Origin of the sequence: Neorhizobium sp. T25_27 (assembly GCF_002968565.1) — a bacterium.
Lineage (GTDB): Bacteria > Pseudomonadota > Alphaproteobacteria > Rhizobiales > Rhizobiaceae > Neorhizobium > Neorhizobium tomejilense.
Window position 1 is genome coordinate 50588 of the sequence record NZ_PVBJ01000008.1, and the last position, 20509, is coordinate 71096.

The 20509-nt window shown below is 60.0% G+C and carries 19 protein-coding genes; 10 read left to right on the forward strand and 9 right to left on the reverse strand.

All coding sequences use genetic code 11. The features are described 5' to 3' along the window. Positions 1 to 56: 56 nt before the first annotated feature. The 7 genes from C5J24_RS21035 (at position 57) to C5J24_RS21065 (ending at position 5606) form a co-directional block, all read left to right on the forward strand. Positions 57 to 1040, forward strand: a complete 984-nt coding sequence (locus C5J24_RS21035; RefSeq protein WP_105404000.1) for an ABC transporter substrate-binding protein — start codon at positions 57 to 59, stop codon at positions 1038 to 1040. Between the two features lie 63 nt (positions 1041 to 1103). Beyond that, positions 1104 to 1898, forward strand: coding sequence for an ABC transporter ATP-binding protein (locus C5J24_RS21040; protein ID WP_105420676.1), 795 nt, complete (start codon positions 1104 to 1106; stop codon positions 1896 to 1898). Beyond that, positions 1895 to 2710, forward strand: a complete 816-nt coding sequence (locus C5J24_RS21045) for an ABC transporter permease (RefSeq protein WP_105420678.1) — start codon at positions 1895 to 1897, stop codon at positions 2708 to 2710. Before C5J24_RS21040 ends, C5J24_RS21045 begins: the two co-directional genes overlap by 4 nt. Beyond that, positions 2707 to 3486 carry an ABC transporter permease gene (locus C5J24_RS21050; RefSeq protein ID WP_105420680.1) on the forward strand — a complete coding sequence of 260 codons (780 nt, stop codon included), beginning with the start codon at positions 2707 to 2709 and terminating at the stop codon, positions 3484 to 3486. Before C5J24_RS21045 ends, C5J24_RS21050 begins: the two co-directional genes overlap by 4 nt. A gap of 22 nt (positions 3487 to 3508) precedes the next feature. Then, positions 3509 to 4519, forward strand: a complete 1011-nt coding sequence (locus tag C5J24_RS21055) for an amidohydrolase family protein (RefSeq protein ID WP_105420682.1) — start codon at positions 3509 to 3511, stop codon at positions 4517 to 4519. Between the two features lie 134 nt (positions 4520 to 4653). Beyond that, positions 4654 to 5061, forward strand: a complete 408-nt coding sequence (locus tag C5J24_RS21060) for a hypothetical protein (protein ID WP_105420684.1) — start codon at positions 4654 to 4656, stop codon at positions 5059 to 5061. Between the two features lie 137 nt (positions 5062 to 5198). Then, positions 5199 to 5606, forward strand: coding sequence for a PH domain-containing protein (locus tag C5J24_RS21065; protein ID WP_172724086.1), 408 nt, complete (start codon positions 5199 to 5201; stop codon positions 5604 to 5606). A gap of 86 nt (positions 5607 to 5692) precedes the next feature. Here the strand turns inward: C5J24_RS21065 and C5J24_RS21070 are convergent, their stop codons facing one another. Then, positions 5693 to 6505 carry a hypothetical protein gene (locus C5J24_RS21070; protein ID WP_172724087.1) on the reverse strand — a complete coding sequence of 271 codons (813 nt, stop codon included), beginning with the start codon at positions 6503 to 6505 and terminating at the stop codon, positions 5693 to 5695. Positions 6506 to 6963: 458 nt separating this feature from the next. Between C5J24_RS21070 and C5J24_RS21075 the strand changes: the two genes are divergently transcribed. Next, positions 6964 to 8529 (forward strand): diguanylate cyclase domain-containing protein, encoded by a 1566-nt coding sequence (locus tag C5J24_RS21075; RefSeq protein WP_105420690.1) that lies wholly within the window; start codon positions 6964 to 6966, stop codon positions 8527 to 8529. Between the two features lie 218 nt (positions 8530 to 8747). Here the strand turns inward: C5J24_RS21075 and C5J24_RS21080 are convergent, their stop codons facing one another. The 3 genes from C5J24_RS21080 to C5J24_RS21090 all read right to left on the reverse strand — a co-directional run bounded on the left by C5J24_RS21080 (position 8748) and on the right by C5J24_RS21090 (position 12202). Next, a complete protein-coding gene (locus C5J24_RS21080) occupies positions 8748 to 9599 on the reverse strand; it encodes a serine hydrolase (RefSeq protein ID WP_105420692.1) in 852 nt (283 codons plus the stop codon). 138 nt (positions 9600 to 9737) lie between these two features. Beyond that, positions 9738 to 11309 carry an ABC transporter substrate-binding protein gene (locus tag C5J24_RS21085; protein ID WP_105420694.1) on the reverse strand — a complete coding sequence of 524 codons (1572 nt, stop codon included), beginning with the start codon at positions 11307 to 11309 and terminating at the stop codon, positions 9738 to 9740. Between the two features lie 38 nt (positions 11310 to 11347). Further along, a complete protein-coding gene (locus tag C5J24_RS21090; protein WP_105420696.1) occupies positions 11348 to 12202 on the reverse strand; it encodes a hydrolase in 855 nt (284 codons plus the stop codon). A gap of 486 nt (positions 12203 to 12688) precedes the next feature. On the opposite strand from C5J24_RS21090, the gene C5J24_RS21095 reads away from it, so the two are divergent. Both C5J24_RS21095 and C5J24_RS21100 read left to right on the forward strand, forming a co-directional pair. Further along, positions 12689 to 13621, forward strand: coding sequence for a serine hydrolase (locus tag C5J24_RS21095; RefSeq protein ID WP_245446740.1), 933 nt, complete (start codon positions 12689 to 12691; stop codon positions 13619 to 13621). A 21-nt stretch (positions 13622 to 13642) separates the two neighbouring features. Further along, a complete protein-coding gene (locus C5J24_RS21100) occupies positions 13643 to 14791 on the forward strand; it encodes a C45 family peptidase (protein ID WP_245446742.1) in 1149 nt (382 codons plus the stop codon). A gap of 61 nt (positions 14792 to 14852) precedes the next feature. On the opposite strand, the gene C5J24_RS21105 is transcribed toward C5J24_RS21100, so the two are convergent. From C5J24_RS21105 to C5J24_RS21125, 5 genes are all read right to left on the reverse strand, one after another. Continuing rightward, positions 14853 to 16235: an aspartate aminotransferase family protein gene (locus C5J24_RS21105; RefSeq protein ID WP_105420702.1), complete on the reverse strand. Its 1383-nt coding sequence runs from the start codon at positions 16233 to 16235 to the stop codon at positions 14853 to 14855. A gap of 161 nt (positions 16236 to 16396) precedes the next feature. Beyond that, positions 16397 to 17317 carry a siderophore-interacting protein gene (locus tag C5J24_RS21110; RefSeq protein ID WP_105420704.1) on the reverse strand — a complete coding sequence of 307 codons (921 nt, stop codon included), beginning with the start codon at positions 17315 to 17317 and terminating at the stop codon, positions 16397 to 16399. Next, entirely contained in the window at positions 17314 to 18114 is an 801-nt protein-coding gene (locus tag C5J24_RS21115; protein WP_245437479.1) for a 3-keto-5-aminohexanoate cleavage protein, read from the reverse strand. Before C5J24_RS21115 ends, C5J24_RS21110 begins: the two co-directional genes overlap by 4 nt. Continuing rightward, positions 18111 to 19094, reverse strand: a complete 984-nt coding sequence (locus tag C5J24_RS21120) for a 3-hydroxyacyl-CoA dehydrogenase NAD-binding domain-containing protein (protein WP_105420706.1) — start codon at positions 19092 to 19094, stop codon at positions 18111 to 18113. The genes C5J24_RS21115 and C5J24_RS21120 overlap by 4 nt, the downstream gene beginning before the upstream one ends. Next, a complete protein-coding gene (locus tag C5J24_RS21125) occupies positions 19091 to 20473 on the reverse strand; it encodes an aspartate aminotransferase family protein (protein ID WP_172724088.1) in 1383 nt (460 codons plus the stop codon). The genes C5J24_RS21120 and C5J24_RS21125 overlap by 4 nt, the downstream gene beginning before the upstream one ends. Between the last annotated feature and the right edge of the window lie 36 nt (positions 20474 to 20509).

Below are 20509 nucleotides of genomic sequence, written 5' to 3' on the forward strand. Positions count from 1 at the left end.
CTGGAATTCACGAAAGCAGATGCCGCAGGGAGTGTCGGCATCACAAGGAGGAGAGAATGTTGAAATTTCTGAAAACCATGGCGACAGCGGCGGCTTTTGCCGCGCTGTCCTGGCAGGCGGCGAGTGCGCAGTCGATCGAGAAGAAGGACATCACGATCGGCCTGCCGCTCAATACCTCGACCCTGTTGCCGATCTATGTTGCCGATGCACAGGGCTTCTTCAAGGAGGAAGGTATCAACGTGAAGATCGTCGCCTTCAAGGGCGGCACGGATCTGGTGCGCGGCATGGTCGCCGGCGCCGTGGATATCGGCGTTGGCGCGTTCTCGGAAGCGCTTGTCGGGGTCGAAACCGGCCAGGGCGTGAAGATCTTCTACGGCGGCTTCAACATGGCCGTCTTCGACTGGTATTCGGTACCGTCGATCAAGACGCTCGAAGAAGCCAAGGGCAAGCGTTTCGGTGTCTCGACCTTCGGTTCGTCGACCGACTTCCTGACGCGTTATGCGCTGAAGACCAAGGGCATCGATCCGAAGAGCGAAGTGCAGATCGTCCAGGGCGGCGGCTCCGTGCCGCGTCTCGCAGCGATGGAAGCCGGCCAGCTCGAAGTCAACATCTTCGCGACGCCGGAAAAGTTCATGGCGGCCGATCGTGGCTTCAACCTGATCCTGCAACAGAAGTCGATTGCGCCAGATTTCCCGTTCCACTGCTTCTATGCGCGTGAGGATTTCATCAAGAACGATCCGAATGCCATCAAGGCCGTGCTGCGCGGCTTTGCCAAGGCTGTCCGGTGGTCCAAGGCCCACAAGGAAGAATCGGTCAAGCTTCTGGCCGCCAAGCTCGGCCTCGAGGAGACCTATCTCAACCGCGGTTATGATGACTTCATCGACGAGATCTTCGAAGACGGCCGTCTGGCGAGCGATGCGGGCATGAAGGCCTTCTGGGACGTCGGCATCATGAACGGCACCTATAAGCAGCCTATGCCGGTCGACAAGTATTGGATCGGCACGTTCCACGATACCTACAACGAGTGGAAGCCGAAGTGAGCCTTCCATCTGCATGACAATATAACGAGAGCGGGCGGAGGCCCGCTCCAGGAGGAGAAAGCAGTGGCGCAGATTGAAATCCGCGATCTCGGAATCGACTATCGCAAACCGAAGAGCAACGAGGTGTTCTCTGCCGTCGACAGTGTCGACCTGTCGGTCGAAAAGGGCGAGTTCGTCACCATCGTCGGCTCCAGCGGTTGCGGCAAGAGCACGCTGCTGATGGCGGTCGCAGGGCTTGTCGACCTGACGCGTGGGTCGATTGAGATCGATGGCAAGCGGGTTGACGGACCCGGGCCCGACCGCGCGGTGGTGTTTCAGGAAGCCTCTCTGCTTCCCTGGCGTTCGGTGCGTGGCAACGTCAAGTTCGGGCTCGAAATGCAGCGTTGGAGCGGCGGCGACCTCAACGAGCGGGCCATGCAGATGATCCGCCTCGTCGGCCTCGGCCGCTTCTCCGACTATCATCCCCACCAGCTTTCCGGCGGCATGCGCCAGCGCGTCAATATCGCCCGCGCGCTTGCCGTGGATCCCGAAGTCCTGCTCATGGATGAGCCGTTCGGGGCGCTCGACGCTCAGACCCGCGAGATCATGGGTACCGAACTGTTGCGCATCTGGGAGCGCTCCAAGAAGACGGCTTTGTTCGTTACGCACGATATCGACGAAGCGATATTCCTTGCCGACAAGATCGTCGTCATGGGCCGCAATCCGGGTCATATCAAGGAAGTGATCACGGTCGATCTGCCGCGCCCGCGCAATGAGGCAATCCTCGACAGCGACGCTTTTCACGAATTGCGCAAGCGGCTGCGCGCCCATCTGGCGGAAGACATGTCCAGCATGCAGCTGGTGCAGGAGGTCGCATGAGATCGGCAGAGATGACCGCAGAACCGGCGGAGACCCGACAGCTGTCCCTTTCCTTCCTGCGTCCGTCCCGCTCGGCGGTGATCGGGACGCTTGCCGTCCTTGCATTTCTGGTCCTGTGGCAGATCGCTCCCGGCATCGGCTGGGTGAATGGCCGTTTCACCAGCCGTCCGACTGAGGTTTTCCTCGCAGCAATCGATATCTTCGGGAATGACAATTTCCTCTATCACGCCCGCATCAGCCTGACCGAATTCGTGGCCGGTTTCGCACTGGCGATCGTGGTTTCCATTCCGCTCGGCGTGCTGCTCGGCACGTCGAAGATCGCCCGCTACCTGATCGACCCGCCGCTGATGGCGCTTTATATCGCCCCGACGCTGGTGCTGCTGCCGATCATGGTGATCTGGCTCGGCATCGACATGGCCCCGAAGATCGCCGTCGTTTTTCTGGGCGCTGTCTTCCCGATCGTCCTCAACACCATGGCCGGCATGAGCGAGGCGGACCCGAAGTTTCTCCGCATGGCGCGTTCGTTCGGTGCGACCAGGTTCGATATCTTTGCTCGCGTCCTCGTACCCGGGTCACTGCCGGCGCTGCTCACGGGCCTGAGGCTCGCCGTCGGCCGCGCCGTGCTCGGCGTCATCGTCGGCGAGCTCTTCGTCTCACAGGCAGGCATTGGCTACCAGCTCAATCTTTATGGCTCCGCCATGCGTATCGACCGCCTGCTTGTTTACGCTCTGATCGTCAGCGCTTTCGGCTACACGTTGACCGTCATCGTCCGATCGGTTGAGAACAAGGTCCGCGACTGGAGGTCGAAATGATCGCCGAACTTTTCTATCGCCGCCAGGCGCTCGTGCTCGGCACCCTGTCGATGATCGGCATCGTGGTTTTCTGGCAGAACGCCGTCGACACGGGCTTCATCAATCCGTTCTTCATCTCGACGCCGAGCCAGGTCGCCGCGGAGTTCATGGTTCAGTTCGAAGACGGTTCGGTCGCCACCAATGTGGCGGCGACGCTTTATTGTTTCGTCTGGTCGCTTGGCCTTGCTGCCGTGGTCGGTATTATCCTCGGCATGCTGGCCGGCTGGTTTGCGGATGTGGAATCGGCGCTGGAACCGTTTATCTGGTTCAAGTATTCGGCGCCGACTGTCGCCTTCTATCCGCTGTTCGTCGCCGGGCTCGGCTATGGCACGCCGACCATCATTGCGATCGCCTTCCTTTTCGCCCTGACGCCGATTTATGCCAACACGCTGTCGGGCATCAAGAATACCGATCGTGATCTGGCCCGCGCTGCGCGCTCCTTCGGGGCTAGGCCGCTCGATATCTTCCTGCGCGTCGCTCTGCCGGGATCCGTACCGGTGATGATGGCCGGCCTTCGCCTCGGCGTCGGCCGAGCGCTGACGGGTGTCGTGGTTGCCGAACTCTTCGGCGCCAATGCCGGTCTCGGTTACGCGATTACCTATTACGGCCAGTTGATGCAGACCACCAAGATGATGGTGTCGATCGTCATCGTCGTGGTGCTCGGCGTGCTGCTCACCCAGATCCTGTCATTCCTGGAAAGCAAGACCGATTCCTGGCGCGTCGATAGCAACCGCTGAAGAACATCCAAGGACAAGGCTCATGAAGATCATCGATTCCCATTTCCACTGGTGGCCGCGGTCGATTTTCGAACCGCTTCTGAAGCGTGAAGGCTTCCCGAAGGCTGTCGTGAACGCGCGTGGTGGCTATACCTATCACGGCGCCGATGGACGCCGCGGCACGGTGGCGAGCTGGAAGGAGTGGTTCGATCTCGACGAGCAGCTCGCCTATATGGACAGTCTCGGCCATGACATTTCGGTGGTCTGCTCCATCGGTCCGCTGTCGATCTACTTCTCGGAGCTGTCGGTCGAGGAAGGCCGCGACGCGGCGCTCGCCTGGAACGAGGAAATGGCCTGGGCGCAGCGGCGTTATCCCGGCCGTGTCTGGGCCTCGGCCGCAATTCCCATGGTCGATACGCGGGTTGCGATCGAAGTGCTCGACGATGCGGTCAACCGGCTCGGCCTGATGGGGGTCAATCTGCCCGGCAGCGTCGGCAAAGAAGGCATGATCGACGATGTCCGGCTGGAGCCTTTCTACGAGCGAGTTGCGGAGCTTGGCCTGCCGATGTTCCTGCATCCGACCGATGCGGTTTTCGCCGATGTCATGCAGGGCTATAATGATGCCCTGCACCTGAGCCTCGGCCGCGTGGTGGAAGTGAGCGCAGCCGCGTCGCGGCTCATCCTTTCCGGCACGATGGAGCGTCATCCGGGCCTCAAGATCGTCATGTCGCATACCGGCGGGGCACTGCCATACCAATCCGGTCGCATGGACAAGAATTCAAAGACCGCGGGCCTGACCAAGCCGGTCAGCCATTATCTGCATCAGATGTTCACTGATACGGTTTCGCCGCATTCCGCCGGCCAGAAGTTCGCGATCGAATATTTCGGCGCCGACAACGTCATGTACGGCACCGACTATCCCTGCTGGGATCCGGCCGTCTGCCTAAAACTTCTCGATGAGATCGAGATGAGCGCCGCCACCCAGCAGAAGATCTTCCATGATAACGCGGTGCGGATTCTCGGCCTCAAAACCTCCAAGGCTGCGGCTGCGTAGATGCGCTTGACAGGGGACGTTGAGACGACCCACGACGGAGACCTGGCCTTCATCCGGAACCTTTTGCCACTCATCCAGATTGGAATGTTGCGATCCGCGCAAACGGCGGACGGTGACGCCATCGGGAGGATGAGTTGAACGCCAACATTTCGGCTGCGATACGCGCCGTGCCATCTGAAGCCAGAGAAGCCATTGTCAACGTTCGGGGCCACTGGGCCTTTTTGGCAATCGGCCTGGCGGTCGCCGTCGCCGTCATCGCTTTCCTGAACTACGAATTCAGCGGGCTCCTCGCATCATTGGCGATCGGTGTAGGTATAGTGTTGTTCTGCGCCGTGACATTGATTGGCGGGATTGCAAGCTGGTTGTTTTTCACCGGCCTGTTGTGGAGGAGGTCGGAGGCCCGCACGCCACCACGGCGGATGCGGCGACTGGCGGACGATGATATACCAAGGCGGTTCTGGTTCTCCGGTTTTTTTGCCACCTTGCTCTGGATTGTTCCGCTATATGCCTTGGCGCTGGGCCTTGTCTCAGCCACCGAGTAACCACTGGCACCAAGACATTCCCGGTTGGCGGGCACTCGCGCCCAGAGCGGGAGCCTCCGGATCCCCTCGCTTTTCACTTGGCCGCCCTGGCTAAATTGGCTATTCGCCAACCTCAGTGCCTGGATGAGGACGATGCGTTGACCGGACCAAAGACATATACGATCCCTGCGGCATGGTTGACCCCATTGCCGGCCGACTACAAAATCCCATTCTGGAGGTGGATCCTGCTGCCGGCTTCTGCGTGGATGCTGCATCGGAATGGTGGTGAATGGGTCGGCGGCGAATTCTCCATCCGATCAAGCGACGTTCATTTCGCGAGGAAAGGCCTGATCAAAACCGGCAAACCGGCGGAGTGGAGCATACCCTTTGCTCGGATCCACAGCATCGACTCAAAGAAGGGCATTGCGTCGGAAATTATCGAGATTCATCACACGGATGGGAAGACGAAAATTATGAGTGTCAAAGCGGAAGAATTCATCGAGCTTCTTCGCGCATCGGTCTCGATGGGCAGGAGCGTCGCGAATCAGGATGCATCTCACCCGTAGTGCCAGCGGATCTGGCCGAGGGTAACCTTTGGGCATCGGCTCGACATCTCGAACCGGACGTGATGCGCACGGAGAAAACTGCCTCCTCAAGCCCCCGCCATCATTCGCTTCAACCGTACCGCAATCGTCTCAATCTCCGGCGGCGAGGCGTCGAGCCGCTTGAGCTCCGCGTCGAGCAGTACGGGCACGCTCGCCCCTTCCGGTAGAGCCGCCAGCGCCATCCCGCGCTGCCCGTCGATCCAATAGGGTTCTTCCTTCACACCAAAGCGCGACAGCGCCAGCAGCGGTTTGCCCTTGCGGTCGATGCCATATTGGAACTGAACATACTTGCCGCCCAAGACAGGGCTGATTTGGGCCACTTTAACTTCCCGAAGATCCAGCTTCGATTCCCGCCGCGCTAAACGGCGACTGCGATCGCTTTTGACGCCCCCGGCGAGGAGGGCGATCCCTCCTGCCGCGATCCCCAGCACGAGTGCACTGTCCACGAGCGTGCGGTTCCACAGCATGTCCAGCCCCAGCGACAGCGCCGCTCGGTTGGGCTGCGATGCCGAACGCACCACGTCGACTTCGTAGTCGCCGATGTTGAAATCCACGAACATCAATTCGATATCGTGTTCCAGGGTCTCGCCCTTGATTTCATAGGTAATATGGGCTGAGCACTCGACGAACACCACTCGCCGCGCACGGCATTCCCCATCGGTGATCGTCGCGTCGGGCACCGCCACAGGATCGCTCGCCACCAGCCAGTCATTGACCACGCCCGGCGCCTGCCACACCCCGATGAACCCCGCCACCGCCAGGATGATCACCCCCCCGAGATAGGAAAACACACCCGGCCATACCCCCGTCTTGCGAATCCGTATTTTCCGGTCAGGCAAGACTTGATTGAGGTCTGTCACGGTCTTTTTCTCTCGGCTCACAAGGCTCCTGCGCCCGCATACTCCAGCTTTCCGGCCCTGTCTATGCACAGTCCGACGACCCCTGCCCCCGCGGCAGAACAACAACGCCCAGTGCCGATCAATCAGGCTGTGGGAGCGCCCCGGACGCCGGTGAAACTGGATTGCCGCAAACGGAAAAGGAGCCACGCGACACGGACCTCAACACCAGCAGGCGGCCGGCTTTCTCCACAGAATATACTTGTCCGCTTGGAGCAGGAGTGCTTCCATTTTTTCAGCCTCTTACGCCCAGATGGATAGAAACCTCTCTATAAGTTTAAAGCAATATTAAGGGCCGCGCCGATCGTTGGATCGACAGTGTTTGCGCTGCACAGCCATAATCCCTGATCGTGAGCCTTTTATCTCGAGTGAGACATGGCTCCCGCTCAGCAAGTCGATTTTAGCCGGTAGCGGAGCTCCAAATGTTCATTCGCATACTCGATTGCATCAGCACCGATCATAATCCGACGCTTGTTATCCTGGCGATTGTTGTCGCGCTCTTTTCGGGCTTTGCACTGTTCACCATCCTCGACCATGCCAGAGCGCGATCTGGACGTATGAAGATCGTTTGGGTATTTGTGGCTGCCTTCGCGGCGGGTGGTGGAATTTGGTCGACGCACTTCATCGCCATGCTGGGTTTTCAACCTGCTGCGTTTGTGAGCTACGATGTAGGTCTCACAGCGATTTCGGCCTTTCTTGCAATTGCCTTTGCCGCAACTGCGACGCCCCTGTTGCTGTCGCCTGGTCTTGTCAACGTTCTCGCGGGCGGTCTTCTTCTTAGCGCCGCAATTGGCATCATGCACTTCATCGGCATGAGGGCTTTGCTATTTGCCGGCACTTTCGAGTGGCATTTGCCTCTCGTTGCGCTTTCGATCTGCGCGGGCAGCTCACTGGTGATCGCGGCGACATTCGCTGGACGTCGACGTGCTTCGGTCGGATCTCGCCTTGCCGCGGGAACCTTATTCGGTGCAGCTATCTGCATACTGCATTTCACGGCGATGAGTGCCGCCCTTCTCAGGACAGACCCGTCTCTCCGAGTTGCGGATGGGAACCTGTCGGAATTTCTCCTCGGGCTCTCCATTGCCGTGGTCACAACATTGATCGTGATCTTCAGTCTGGTGACGATTATGCTTGATCGACGTGCTCATGACGCGACCGCTGACGCCCAACAGATGCGATGCATTCTCGAGGCCGCACAGATCGGCATCCTTATTTGTCAGGATGATGAGGTCATCTCGGCAAACAAGGCATTCGAGCGGTTAGTCGGCTGTGAAGGGTCGAGTATCGAAGGTCGTGCCGTTGCCGACTTTTTTGAACTCCCGGCAGGCGCCAATCGTCACGCACTTCGCCTGTACGAGACTGAAGGACAGCTAAAGGCGACCAATGGGGTGCGGGTGGACGTAGCCCTCAACACGACACCGATCCTGTCGGGAGGCATGTTGCGACATCTCGTCGAAGTTCGCGATATTGGCGATCATAAACGTGCTCGTGAACGCTTGGACCACCTCGTGAACCATGACGAGTTGACGGGACTTCCGAATCGAAGGTTGTTGCATGCTGAGCTCAAAAAAGAGGCGCTGTCCAATCAAGAGTTTGGGCTACTGTGGATCGATCTCGATCGTTTCAAGGAAGTTAATGACACGCATGGGCATGCGATCGGAGATGCTCTTCTCCACGCGGTGGCGCAACGCTTCCGTTCGGTTCTGGACGAACGGCATTTGCTTGCGCGTGTTGGTGGAGATGAGTTTGTCGTTCTATTCAAGCACGCATCAAGACAAAGCGATCCCGCCAGCGCAGCTGAAAGCCTGCTGGAGGCAATGGTCAATCCGATTGTGGTTGGCGGCCAAACGCTGGAAGTCGGAATTTCTATCGGTCTGGCAAGGTATCCTCACGACGCGAAGTCGGCAGACGCTTTGATGCGCCGAGCCGATCTTGCTCTTTATGAGGCGAAAAAGACAGGCCGCAGCCGCTACGCCGCCGCGTCGTGAGTCCCGCGTTGGCGCCACAAGGTCGGCAATCCGGCCCTGGCGGCCAAGGCTCCGTGGATTGGGTCCGCAGCCATCACGCCGATGATTGGCTTCGGCGGCCCGAGGCAACAGATCCCGCATCGCCGATGGATCGACGAAATCATAGCCAAGCATGATCACATCCGAGGGTCGCTTGGATCCTCAGGGTTTCGCGGAGGATCGGACGGATCCCGCGTCGCTCAGCCCAGCATGTCCCAGCACGCACGGGAAAGTTCAGCAATCAACGTTGCAGACGCCACGCGACCAGGCATGCCGTCAGGCATGGTCTTTGGAACATTGTCGGTCGTCGCGCTCATGATGTAGAGGGGAGCACCGTCCTTGAAGACGATACCGGCATCCATCCATCCACGCTCTCCCCAGCCGGTCTTATTGGCAACAGTCGTCAAGGTCGGGAGATGTCCCGGGATCATGCTGCGATAGCGCTGCCACGTCAGGAAGCGCAGCGCCATTGCGCATTTTTCGGCATCCACACCAAGGCACTCTACAGCAGCCAGATCGCCGTTTGCTCCGGCGAGGATCAGATTGAGCAGAAGCACCTGATCGCTGGCCGTGGTGGTCGTCACCTGATCGAGTTCATGTTCCCGCTTCAATCCGACCGGCGGCAAGCGGGTACGATGGATTGTATTGTCCATTCCGATGCGGCGGCAATAATCGGTGAATTCGGGTATCTCGAAACTCTTCATGACCTCATAGGTGCAGATGTTGTCGCTGGTAATGATCATCTGCAGAATGGCATCCCTCATCGGGAAAGTCAGGCCGGGTGTCATATACTGACATACACCGGAAAGAATTCCTTCCTGCAGCTCCTTCTCAATGATGACGGGCTGCTCGAGATCCAGACGGTTCTCGGCAGCGGCGTACAGTGCGGCCATCATCACCGATATCTTGCGAACGCTTGCCGATGGCAGGACTGCCGTACCATTGCGTGTCAACTCTTCTCCACCGGCCGCCAACCGGAGATGCCAGTAAACATCAAAACCCCGGCCTTCCGACAAAGCCTGAAGCCGTCCTTCAAGTTCCGATATTTTCATCTCGCCGTCCACTTCCTGGAGATTGATCGCCGCAGATCACCGCGGTGGTCGTAAAGAAAGCCACCCGCCGACCGATTTCGGCGAGTGGTTGATTGGAATGCCACAGCTGCATCATTGCCGATGGATTTGAGGCAGATGCTATTTTGCCTTCCAGACGTGCCAGGCCCTGACCCGGTCCATGGCCCACACCTTGTAGCCTCGGACATCCGACGCTGCCGCATCCACGATCGGGGTGTAGTAGAGACCGAAGATCGGCAGGTCCTTGACCATCAAGGCATGGATCTGCTTGAACAGTGCCAGCCGCTTTGCCGTGTCGGTCTCCCTCATGGCCTCGATATTCAGTGCCATGGCCTCCTTGTTCTCCCATTGGAGAGTGGGATCCTTCGCCTTGTCGCCGATGAGACCCGCATATCTCAGGCTCGGATCTGCAAGCGGCGAAAAACCGAACGACTGCAGCTGGAACTTGCCGGCGAGAAAGTTCTCGAGTTGCGCCGCCCAGTCCAGGATGTCCAGTTGCGCATTCATGCCGACGCTGGTCAGCATGGCCTGTATCAGGACCGCATTGTCATACATGCCGGGATAGCGCGTATTGGTCTGGATCTTGATCGGCTGCCCCTTGTAACCGGCCTCCTTCAGCAAAGCCTTTGCGGCCTCGGGATCGTATGACGGCCAATTGAGGAACGCATCGTCAAAATAGGCGCTGGACTGCGCAACGGCGGAGGGGTTGTAATTCGCAAGGCCCGCTGTCTTGACTTCGGCGATCTGCTTCAGGTCGATCGATTGAGCGATCGCGCGGCGCATCCGGACGTCGGAAAGCAGCGGATCCTTGGTCTGTACCATCAGGGCCGTAAACGACAGGCTAGGCGAGTATACGATCTGGGCGCCCTTGCCCTTCAGGTCATCCATATGTGTGGCCGGCACGGTTTGCATGACATCGACCTGCCCAGCCAGCAGAGCCGCTTCCGCCGACGACTTGTCGGAAATAAGCACGAACCGCGCTGTATCGACATTCACCGTGCGGTCGCCGCTATAGCCGCTGCCCGGCGCCTTGGACGGCTTGTAGCGATCGAAGCGCTCCAGAACGATCTGCTGCTCCTTCTTCCATTCCTTCAGCTTGAATGGCCCGCTGCCGATGGCCGAATTGGCAATCCACTTGTCGTCGGGCCCGACATTCTTGGGACTTGCCGCCCACACGTTACAGGCAATGCTCGCTATGCGGATCAGGAACATGCCGCTTGGCTGGTCCAGCTTGAAGACCACCGTCCTGTCGTCAGGCGCCTCGACTGCCACAACCTTGAAGCCCTGCGATCCGTCGAAATTCGGAACGCAGACCCACGGATTGTCGGTCTTGGCGGTGTTCATACGCCTGTCCCACAGCCATTTGACGTCTGCGGCGCGAACGCCATCGCCGTTGTGGTAGAGGACGTCCGGGCGAAGATGGAAAGTGTAGACCGTCTTGTCGGCAGAAATGTCCCAGGAATCGGCGAGAGCCGGCCCGACGGACAGGTCGTCGCGATAGGCAACCAGCTGTTCGTAGATATGGTTAAGGACGGTGTCGGTATTGGCGTCGCGGCGGCTGGCATCAAGGCTGCGGATGTCGGAATTCAATGCGATCGTCAACGTGCCGCCTTTCTGTGGCGCCTGCGCAAACGTCATATCCGGCAATAGCATAAGTGCGGCAGCGGCTGCCATGCGTAAACAGGTTCTCATCGTGAACTCCCGGGTTGATATGTTCAGGCAATCCGTTTTCAAAGACTGCGACCGCGAAGGTCGCCGAGGATTTTCGCAAAGAAATTCTTCACCAGGGGAATCATCGTTTCATCGTCGTGGGCAATACCGGGCACGACATCGAAGGTCACGTTCACGCCCGCCTTTTCGAAACTGTTCTTCAACGACACGATACGGTCGACGCGATCGACGCCGGCGATGTTGGCGTCTTCCATCCACCATCGATCGGTCGGCTTCACCGTGATTTCCCAGGTGTTGTGATCGTTGCCGCCGATAATCATGTGAACGGGTATCTGCCGCAGGGCATCGAGATCTAGAGGCTTGCCGAAGACGCTCTCGAAATTGCGGGTTCCGACCCAGAAATCCCGATCTGGATCGATGAGCGTAACGGTGCCGGGTCCGCCGATGGAGGCGGCAAGGATCTGCTCCGGATGCAGATAGAGGAAGCGGTGGGTGAACTGCCCGCCGCCGGAGAAGCCGTACATCATCACCTTGTCGCCGGCGATGCGATAGCGCTCCTTCATCTCGGCGATCATGTCGATCATCACCGCGTCATAATGCAGGTCGCCGTAGCGGATCATCTTGTAGCTGTTGATATCGCCCGGGCGGGCAATGCTTGCGGGAAACAGCGGGCTCAGGATGATGACGCCGTTCGCTTCTGCAAAGTCGGCAAACGCATTCCTGTATCCTTCCATGTGCCGCTCGGTACCATGCACCACGACCAGCAGCGGATAGGTCTTGTCGGAATCCTCGTCGTAGTCTTCCGGCACATAGGCGCAATAGGGGAATCGCTGATCGAACCGGGACGCATAGACGATCGTCGCCCCGAAGTCATAAAAGGTTAGCTTCTTTCCGTTGCCGAAAATCTTCCGCATTCACATACCCCTTTATTTCTTGATTAAGGCAAACCTATATCGCGATCTGCGATCGCACAATGAAAATTTTTACGGGGAGTAGGAAATTTGAATTTTTAAAAAATTACCCGTTTATTTTTAAGAACTTAATGCAAATTCTCTCTCGCGTTTTGATATCAAGCTGCGGGCAACCAAGAGAAAATCACGGGAGTTTTCGCGAGAATTGATTGTGCGATCGCAAATCGCGCTGTACTACTGGGCGACATTCCCCATTCGATCCTCGGAAAGACGCTGTTTATGGATCCATTCAACCGCGCAGATATAACGCTCGCGAACTGGCGTACGCGACCCTATTCCTCCTGGTCATTTCAGAATGCATCCGAGATCGTTCCCTCGGCGATCATCGCAAGCCGGCGCATCCGGGAAGATAGGGAACTGCCTCTGGGGTCGTTAGCGGATCTGCCGATTGCCGGGCTCGGCCGGCAGGCGATATCGCTCGAGACGTTCTTGACGGACACTCATAGCGATGCCCTGGTCGTCATGCGCAAGGGCGAGATCACTGCCGAATGGTATGCTCCACATTGCGATCCAGCCCGGCCGCATATGATCTTCTCGATCTCCAAGTCGATCACGGCTCTGATTGCAGGCGTGCTGATCGAACAGGGCATGATGAAGCTCTCCGATGGCATAGCCGATATCCTGCCGGGCGCGCGCGGATCGGCTTACGGCGACGCTACGGTCGAGCAGTTGCTCAACATGAGCGTCAGCCTGGACTTTGCGGAGGATTACCTTGACCTGACCGGCGCCTTCGATCGCTATCGCCGCGCCATGTTGTGGAACCCGGAAAAGCCGTCGGATCCGGCGCCGGACCTCAAGTCGTTCCTCTGCACCATCCCCAGGGGGCCGCATCCCCATGGCAGCATCCACGCCTATCATTCGCCGAACACGGATGTCGCAGGCATTCTGCTGGAGATTGCCTCTGGAAAGCGGTTTGCCGATCTGGTCGAGACCTATCTCTGGCAACCCGTGGGCGCCTATAGCGACGCGCATCTGACACTCGACAGGATTGGCAATGCACGGGCCTCCGCTGGTCTCTCGATGACCGCGCGCGATCTTGCCCGCATCGGAGAAATGGTGCGGCTCATGGGCAATGGCATCATTCCGGAACAGTGGATAAAATCGATCTGGCAAGGCGGCAACCGGCAGACCTGGGCCACCGGCAACCAGGCCTGGCTCTTCTCGGAAGGAAGCTATCGCTCCTACTGGTATTCGACTGGCACCGGTGCACTCGCCGCCATCGGCATTCACGGCCAATGGCTGTGGATCGATCCGAAGACGGAGACCGTGATCGTACGGCTCTCTTCCGAACCCGGGCCAGTCGACGACGATCTCGACCATGCGGTCATCCGCATGCTGATGGCGGTTGCGGCCGCCGATTAACGCAATGCGATGGAGAAGTCCGTGGAGCAGATCAGACCCTTTCCCTTTATCGAAATCAGCGGATCCCCCGTCGAGCGCGGGAGAATGTACGGCGAACAGGCCCGCGAGCGCGTCCGGCTATCGAGCGAACTTTACCGCGAGCAGCTCGGGAGAGTCGGCTTCAGCCGGGAAAAAGTCGTCGAGCTCGTCGAGAATTTCCCGCCCGCCATCCGCGATTGGGCGCCGGAACTGGTGGACGAGATGCATGGCATTGCGCAAGGCGCCGGGCTGGATTTCACGTCGGTCTTCCTCATCAACGCCCGCACCGAACTGCTGCAGGTCGCCCGCCGCGGCCTGAGCTTCAAGGACAGCGAAAAGGACGGATGCACCGGCGTCGTGGTGATGCCGAAAGCGGCGCGCGACGGCGCGCTCATCCACGCCCAGAACTGGGACTGGCGGGCGGAATGCGCCGAGACTTCCGTCGTGGTCAGGGTGCTTCAGGAGGATGGGCCTGATATCCTGATGTTCACGGAGGCCGGCGGCTTGATGCGCAGCGGCTTCAATTCGAACGGAATGACAATCACCGCCAATTATCTGGAATCGGATCGGGACTACAAAGCGCTTGGCGTTCCCCTGCCCTTCATCCGACGCAAGGCGCTGGCATCGCCGCATTTCGCCCAGGCGATCCGCACCATCGCGACGACGCCGAAATCCGGTTCCAACAACGTCATTCTCAGCGCCAGGGAGGGCGTCGCCATCGACTTCGAATGCGCGCCCGACGAAGTATTTCCGCTCTATCCCGAAAACGGGCTGATCGTTCATGCCAACCACTGGCAAAGCCCCGTGGCGCTTTCCAAGCTGCGCGAAGCCGGCCTGAACAACGTTCCCGATAGCCTCTACCGCGATCTCCGGGTGCGTGAAATCCTGGCGGAAAAGACTGGCGACATCACCGCGGAAGACGTCAAGACAGCTCTCTTCGATACATTCGGCGCGCCTTATGCGGTTTGCCGGCCGGCGATCAAGAACGAGGTCGGCAACCTCTCCGCCACGGTCGCGATGATCGTCTGCCAGCCGGACAAGGGATTGATGGAAGTGGCCCCGTTGCCGGCGACCAGCAGCCATTTCACCCAGTATGAGCTCAAGATGGATAAAGATCAGCGGGCGGCATCAACGGCTCGCAGCGTCGCCTGATTTCAAGTCATCGATTTCAATCAGCCGCCCGGCGCAACCTGTGCGCCGGGCCGCCTTTCGTTTATCGCTTCGAGGCGAGCGTCGCTTCGGCAAGATCGAGCGCAGCGACAAGACGATCGCAGGCGAGATCAATCGTTTCCCGCGTCCAGATCAGGGGTGGCGCCATGATGATCGTGTCGTCCACCACGCGCACCATCAGCCCGCCCGCAATCGCGTGGTCACGCACCAGCGTTGCGGCCGAACCGCCCGGCTGGAACCGTTCGCGCGACTTCTTGTCCTTGACGATCTCGATCGCCGCCATCAATCCGACCGAGCGGGTCTCGCCGACGAGCGGATGGCCGCCGAGCCGCTTGCCGAGCTGCTCGCTGAGATAAGGACCGGTCTCGGACCGGACGCGCTCCACCAACCCCTCGTTCTCGATGATTTCGAGGTTCTTGAGTGCTACGGCGCAGCATACCGGATGGCCGGCATAGGTGTAGCCGTGATAGAATTCGCCGCCCTTTTCCACCAGCGTCTCGGCGATCCGGTCGCCGACGAACAGCGCCGAAAGCGGCTGATAACCTGACGTCAGAGCCTTGGCGGTGGTGATCGTGTCGGCCTTGATGCCGAAGGTCGTGGCGGCGAACCACTCGCCGGTGCGGCCGTAACCGGTGATCACCTCGTCGAGCATCAGCAGGATGTCGTATTTCTCGCAGATGCGCTGGACCTCCGGCCAATAGCTCGCCGGCGGGATCTTCACGCCGCCCGCCCCCATGACCGGTTCGCCGATGAAGGCTGCAACCTTGTCGGCACCGGCGGCAAGGATCGCATCCTCCACCGCACGCGCCGCCCGCAGGCCGAAATCATGATCGCTTTCGCCCGGCAGGGCCAGATCGAAGGCGTAGGGCGCCATGACATGGACAATGTTCGGCACGGCGCCGCCGAGCTGCTTGTGCATGTCGGGCATGCCGCCGAGCGACGCGCCGGCGATCGTCGAACCGTGATAGCCGTAGTTGCGGGAGATGACGATATTCTTCTCCGGCTTGCCTTCCAGCGCCCAGTAATGGCGAACGAGGCGCAGCGCCGTGTCGTTGGCTTCCGAGCCCGATGAGCCGTAGAAGACCTGGTTCATGTTCGGCGGTGCGAGCTCCGCCAGTTTGGCGGAAAGCTGCACCGGCGCAGGCGTCGTGCACTTGAAGAACGAGTTGTAGAACGGTAGTTCCCGCATCTGCGCGGAGGCAGCGTCGGCCAGCTCCTCGCGGCCGTAGCCGACATTGAGGCACCAGAGGCCTGCCATCCCGTCAAGAATCTCGTTTCCTTCCGCATCATAGATGAAAGGCCCCTCGCCCCGCACGATCATCCGCGCGCCCTTGGCACGCAAATCCTTGTGATCGGTGAAGGGATGGAGGAAATGGGTCGAATCGATCCGCTGAAGCTCCGCCAGCGAGTATTTCTGGATATTCATCACTATTGTCCTTTATCCGAGTTTGATGTCCATCAGGCTCAGAAAGGCGAAGGTGGAGAATATCCGATACGTGCGCAGAGACGCAGCAGGTCGGCATAAAGCGTCCGCGCCGATGGCGTGGAAACGAAATCGTCCCTGAGAATAACGTACCTCGGCATTGGTCAGTCCCGAATGCGGCCGTGCCGCCAGTAGCCCATGAGATTGACGAGCGTGCGATCGACGCCCCGATCCTTGATCAGCAGATTGCGGATGATCCGCACGGCATCGGCTTCGCCCGCCACCCAGCCATAGAAGCTGCCGTCGCTGGTATCGGCGCGCTCCCAAAGCGAATCCCTGTCGACATCAATCTCGGCGAGTTCCGGGACAGCGATCGATCCGATCGCACCCTGCGGCAGCCGGGCCTTTGCCGCAGCGTCGATCATCAGAGCTCCATAGGGAGCGAGTTCTGCCGCCGCTTCGGACTGGACCATCCAATGGACATCGAGACCGGGCCACCGCGGAAGCGGCAGTCGGTCTCCCGCATCCGGCACCTCGAAGAAAGCCTGTGTCATCGGTGGATCGGGAAGCTCGGAAAGCTCCTCCAGAATACCGATCGCCGCAGGGACGGCCGTCAGGTCCGCGATCAGCAGGACGTTGCGCACGCCTGCCGGAGGTTTCCACTCGTAACCCTGGTTGCCTGCGAGATGGTCCCGGTTCGGGGCCGAGATCTGGACGGGATCTCCGAGATCGGCATGTGCGGCCCAGCGGGATGCGGGTCCGTTGTCTCCGTGCAGAACGAAATCGATATCGACTTCGCAGGCATCGGCACGCAGATACCGGATCGTGTAGGTGCGCATCGGCACGCGTTCGCCAGGTGGCAGGACCTTGTAGAGTTCGTACCAGTCCGGGCGATGCGGGATGGCCGGAGACAAGCCATCCCGTTTCGGAAAGAAGATCTTGATGCGCTGGTCCGGCGCAAGCGTCGCCATGTGCCTGACCTGCGGACCCGTGAAGGTCAGCCGCGCCATATTGGGGGACAATATCTCGCGCCGCGCCAGCGAGACATCGAAAATCCGGTAGGGCGTCGTAATCGTCATGGTCATGCGCGCCGTCCTTCCTGCATGCGGTCGGCAATTTCACGGATAGTGGCAACCCGTTCCGCATTGGAAGACGCGATCCGCCCGTCGCTGTGCCAGAAGCTGTTTTCGAAACCGACCCTTACCTTGCCTCCGGCCGCAAGAGCCGCTGCGAGGCAGTCCGTTTCGCCGCGGCCGAAGGCGCAGACCATCCAGTCGGGCGGCTGCGAAAACTGCAGGGCAGCATCGAGAAACGGCTCCAGATCCTGGGGGCCGCTTTCCTGATCGACCGCATAACGTCCAAGCACATAGATGACCGAAAGCCGCGAGGTCGAAGTCAGGTGACGCGCCTGAAATTCAGCAAGGCGCAGTACGTCAACGGCGTCGTAGAGGATATGCTGGACGGAGATGCCCTCGCTCTTGCACCCGCTATAGAAATCGACCGCCCTCGCCTCGTCACCGCCTTCCGGGAAGATCTCCCGAAGGGCAACCGAAACGAAGGCCGGTTTCAGTGCACGGACTAGTGCGATCTGTTCCTCGGGCGTGTAGATACCTACCGCTTCCGTCGAGATCTGGACGAGCATGCCGGGCACGCGTTCGCGCAGACGCGAGACGAGATCGGCATAAAGACCGATGTCGAGGCTGTGGCCTCCCTCAGCATCGCGCACATGTGCATGAATGGCACCGGCGCCTGCCGCGAAACATGCAGCGGCGGTCCCGACGATTTCGTCGGCAGTCATCGGCAGTAACGGATGGTCGGCCTTTGTCCGACGAGCGCCGGTCGGCGCCACCATGATGCGCGGCAATTCCTGTGAATGGATCACCCCGCAACCTCGCTCTTGCCGGACAGGGGAGTGCTATCGAGCGCCTTCAGAAGGGCAATAAGCAGTCGATCTCGCCGCGCGCCGAGTTCTTCGATGCTGCGGCCGGCCGCTTCCTGCATGACCCCATCGATCAGCAGGGACTGAACGTCTTCCGTGAGCGATGGATTGCCGAGCGAACGCCAGCGCGCTTCCTGTGCCGGACCGAGATGTTTGAGATAATGGGCGATGCCGCCCTCGCCGCCGCCAAGATGATAAAGCATATGCGGACCGTCGATCGCCCAGCGCAGACCCGGCCCGAAGCGGATGGCCCGGTCCACGTCCTCGACGCTGGCGATTCCCTCGGCGACGATATGGACCGCCTCGCGCCAGAGCGCCGCCGTCATGCGGTTCGCGACATGGCCTGCGGCCTCCCGGGTGATGCGGATGGGAGCCTTGCCGAGCCGTTCGAAGAACCGGTAGACGGCTGCCTGCGCCTCCGGGCTGCTTTTCGGCCCTGCCACGATCTCCACCAGCGGCAGGAGATGCGGCGGGTTGAAGGGATGCGCGACGACAATCCGCTCCGCCTCCGCACCTCCTGCCTGCAGTTCGCTTGGCTGAAAAGACGACGTGCTCGAACCGATCACCACGTCGGAAGGCGTAAGATCGGTGATCCGTTTCAGGAGCGCCTGCTTGAGGGGCAATTTTTCCGGCGCATTCTCCTGGACATAGTCGCAGCCGGCCAGGACCTCTTCGAGGTCGCCGGAGAAAAACAGAGCATCCGTCGCTACCGGCGCGACTGATCCGACCTGACGTAGATCCTCAAGTGCGTTGCCGACGACCTTTTCCAGCCGCCGAGCACCCTCAGGATCGGTGTCGTAGACCCGTACTTTCAGGCCGCGGCTGAGGAAAAATGCCGCCCAGGCGCCGCCGATCAGGCCGGCGCCGATAATCGCGACCGTTTCGATGTTCTCGGATCGGAAGCGGCCAACACCTGCGCTCATAACAATCCTTCCGCCTTGAGTTCATCCGTCACGTCGACAATAGCGGCACGCGCAAGATCGGCAATCGTGGCCATGTCTTCGGTCGTGGTGATAAACGGCGGCGAGAGCGCCAGCACGTCAGAATTCGGCAAGGCCCGCAGCAGCAGCCGATGACGGCGGGCGGCAAGCGAAACCCGCCCGGCGATCTTGGCGGAAGCCTCGAAGGAGCGCTTCTGCGTCTTATCCACCACCAGTTCGATACCCATCATGAAACCGGTACTTCTGATATCGCCGACAATGTCGAGATCGAGCAGCCGGTCGTCGAAGGTCTTGCGGAACACCGGCGCCATTTCGGCGACACGCTCCACGAGGTTCTCGCGTTCGAGGATATCAAGGTTCGCCATGGCGGCGGCGGCGCAGGTCGGATGACCGGAATAGGTGAAGCCATGCGCGAAAGCCCGGCCGTCACCGGCGACGGTTTCGAACACGTCCCAGATCTTTTCCCCGACCAGGACCGCCGAAAGCGGCAGGTAGCCGCTGGTCAGGCCCTTGGCGGCCAGGATCAGGTCCGGCTCGATCTCGTAAAGGTCGGAGGCAAACCAGCGGCCCAGACGACCGAAGCCGGTGATCACCTCGTCGGCGATCATCCGCACGTCGTATCTGTCGAGAACCTTGCGGATTTCCTGGAAATAACCCTTCGGCGGCGGAAGGACACCACCAGTACCCATGACTGGCTCCGCGATAAAGCCGGCGACCGTATCCGGCCCCTCGGCAAGGATCACCTCTTCGATCTCCTTCGCCAGATAGGCGGAATAGGCTTCTTCGGTCGCAAAGCCGCGGGCCGGCGCATCGCGATAGAGATCGGGCCGCGAGACGTGGCGGGCGAAATCGATCGGCAGGCCGAAATACTGGTGCACCATCGGCACTCCAGAGAGGCTGCCCGAGGCGACCGAAACCCCATGATACGCATAGGCCCGCGAAATGATTTTCCGCTTCTCGGGCTTGCCCCGGCAGATATTGTAGGACCACAGCATCTTCACCGCCGTGTCGTTCGCGTCCGATCCCGACGATCCATAGAAGACCCGGCGCATGTTCGCCGGCGCAAGGGCAAGCAGCCGCTCGGAAAGGCGGATGACCGGTTCGTTGGCGATCGTGTTGAAGGTGTGGAAATAGGGAAGCGACAACGACTGGGCGTGGATCGCATCCGAAATTTCTTTGCGACCATACCCGACATTGACGCACCACAACCCGGCGGCGCCATCGAGGTATTCGACCCCGTCAGTATCACGGATCCGGCATCCGTTCGCCGAGGACATGACCAGGGCGCCGTTGACCTTCTGGTCCCTGATGGAGGTGAACGGATGGAAAAATCCCCCCCGATCCCGGTCCGCCAGGCTCATGTTCCCGTCCGAGACGGCATTCGTGCCCGCCGTATC

Bases quoted from the DNA above. Each gene is read 5' to 3' on its own strand.
- C5J24_RS21090 (WP_105420696.1), bottom strand. From the start codon at position 12,202: ATGCGGAAGATTTTCGGCAACGGAAAGAAGCTAACCTTTTATGACTTC.
- C5J24_RS21105 (WP_105420702.1), bottom strand. From the start codon at position 16,235: ATGAATATCCAGAAATACTCGCTGGCGGAGCTTCAGCGGATCGATTCG.
- C5J24_RS21125 (WP_172724088.1), bottom strand. From the start codon at position 20,473: ATGAGCCTGGCGGACCGGGATCGGGGGGGATTTTTCCATCCGTTCACC.
- C5J24_RS21120 (WP_105420706.1), bottom strand. From the start codon at position 19,094: ATGAGCGCAGGTGTTGGCCGCTTCCGATCCGAGAACATCGAAACGGTC.
- C5J24_RS21055 (WP_105420682.1), top strand. From the start codon at position 3,509: ATGAAGATCATCGATTCCCATTTCCACTGGTGGCCGCGGTCGATTTTC.
- C5J24_RS21075 (WP_105420690.1), top strand. From the start codon at position 6,964: ATGTTCATTCGCATACTCGATTGCATCAGCACCGATCATAATCCGACG.
- C5J24_RS21050 (WP_105420680.1), top strand. From the start codon at position 2,707: ATGATCGCCGAACTTTTCTATCGCCGCCAGGCGCTCGTGCTCGGCACC.
- C5J24_RS21045 (WP_105420678.1), top strand. From the start codon at position 1,895: ATGAGATCGGCAGAGATGACCGCAGAACCGGCGGAGACCCGACAGCTG.
- C5J24_RS21110 (WP_105420704.1), bottom strand. From the start codon at position 17,317: ATGACCATGACGATTACGACGCCCTACCGGATTTTCGATGTCTCGCTG.
- C5J24_RS21085 (WP_105420694.1), bottom strand. From the start codon at position 11,309: ATGAGAACCTGTTTACGCATGGCAGCCGCTGCCGCACTTATGCTATTG.
- C5J24_RS21035 (WP_105404000.1), top strand. From the start codon at position 57: ATGTTGAAATTTCTGAAAACCATGGCGACAGCGGCGGCTTTTGCCGCG.
- C5J24_RS21080 (WP_105420692.1), bottom strand. From the start codon at position 9,599: ATGAAAATATCGGAACTTGAAGGACGGCTTCAGGCTTTGTCGGAAGGC.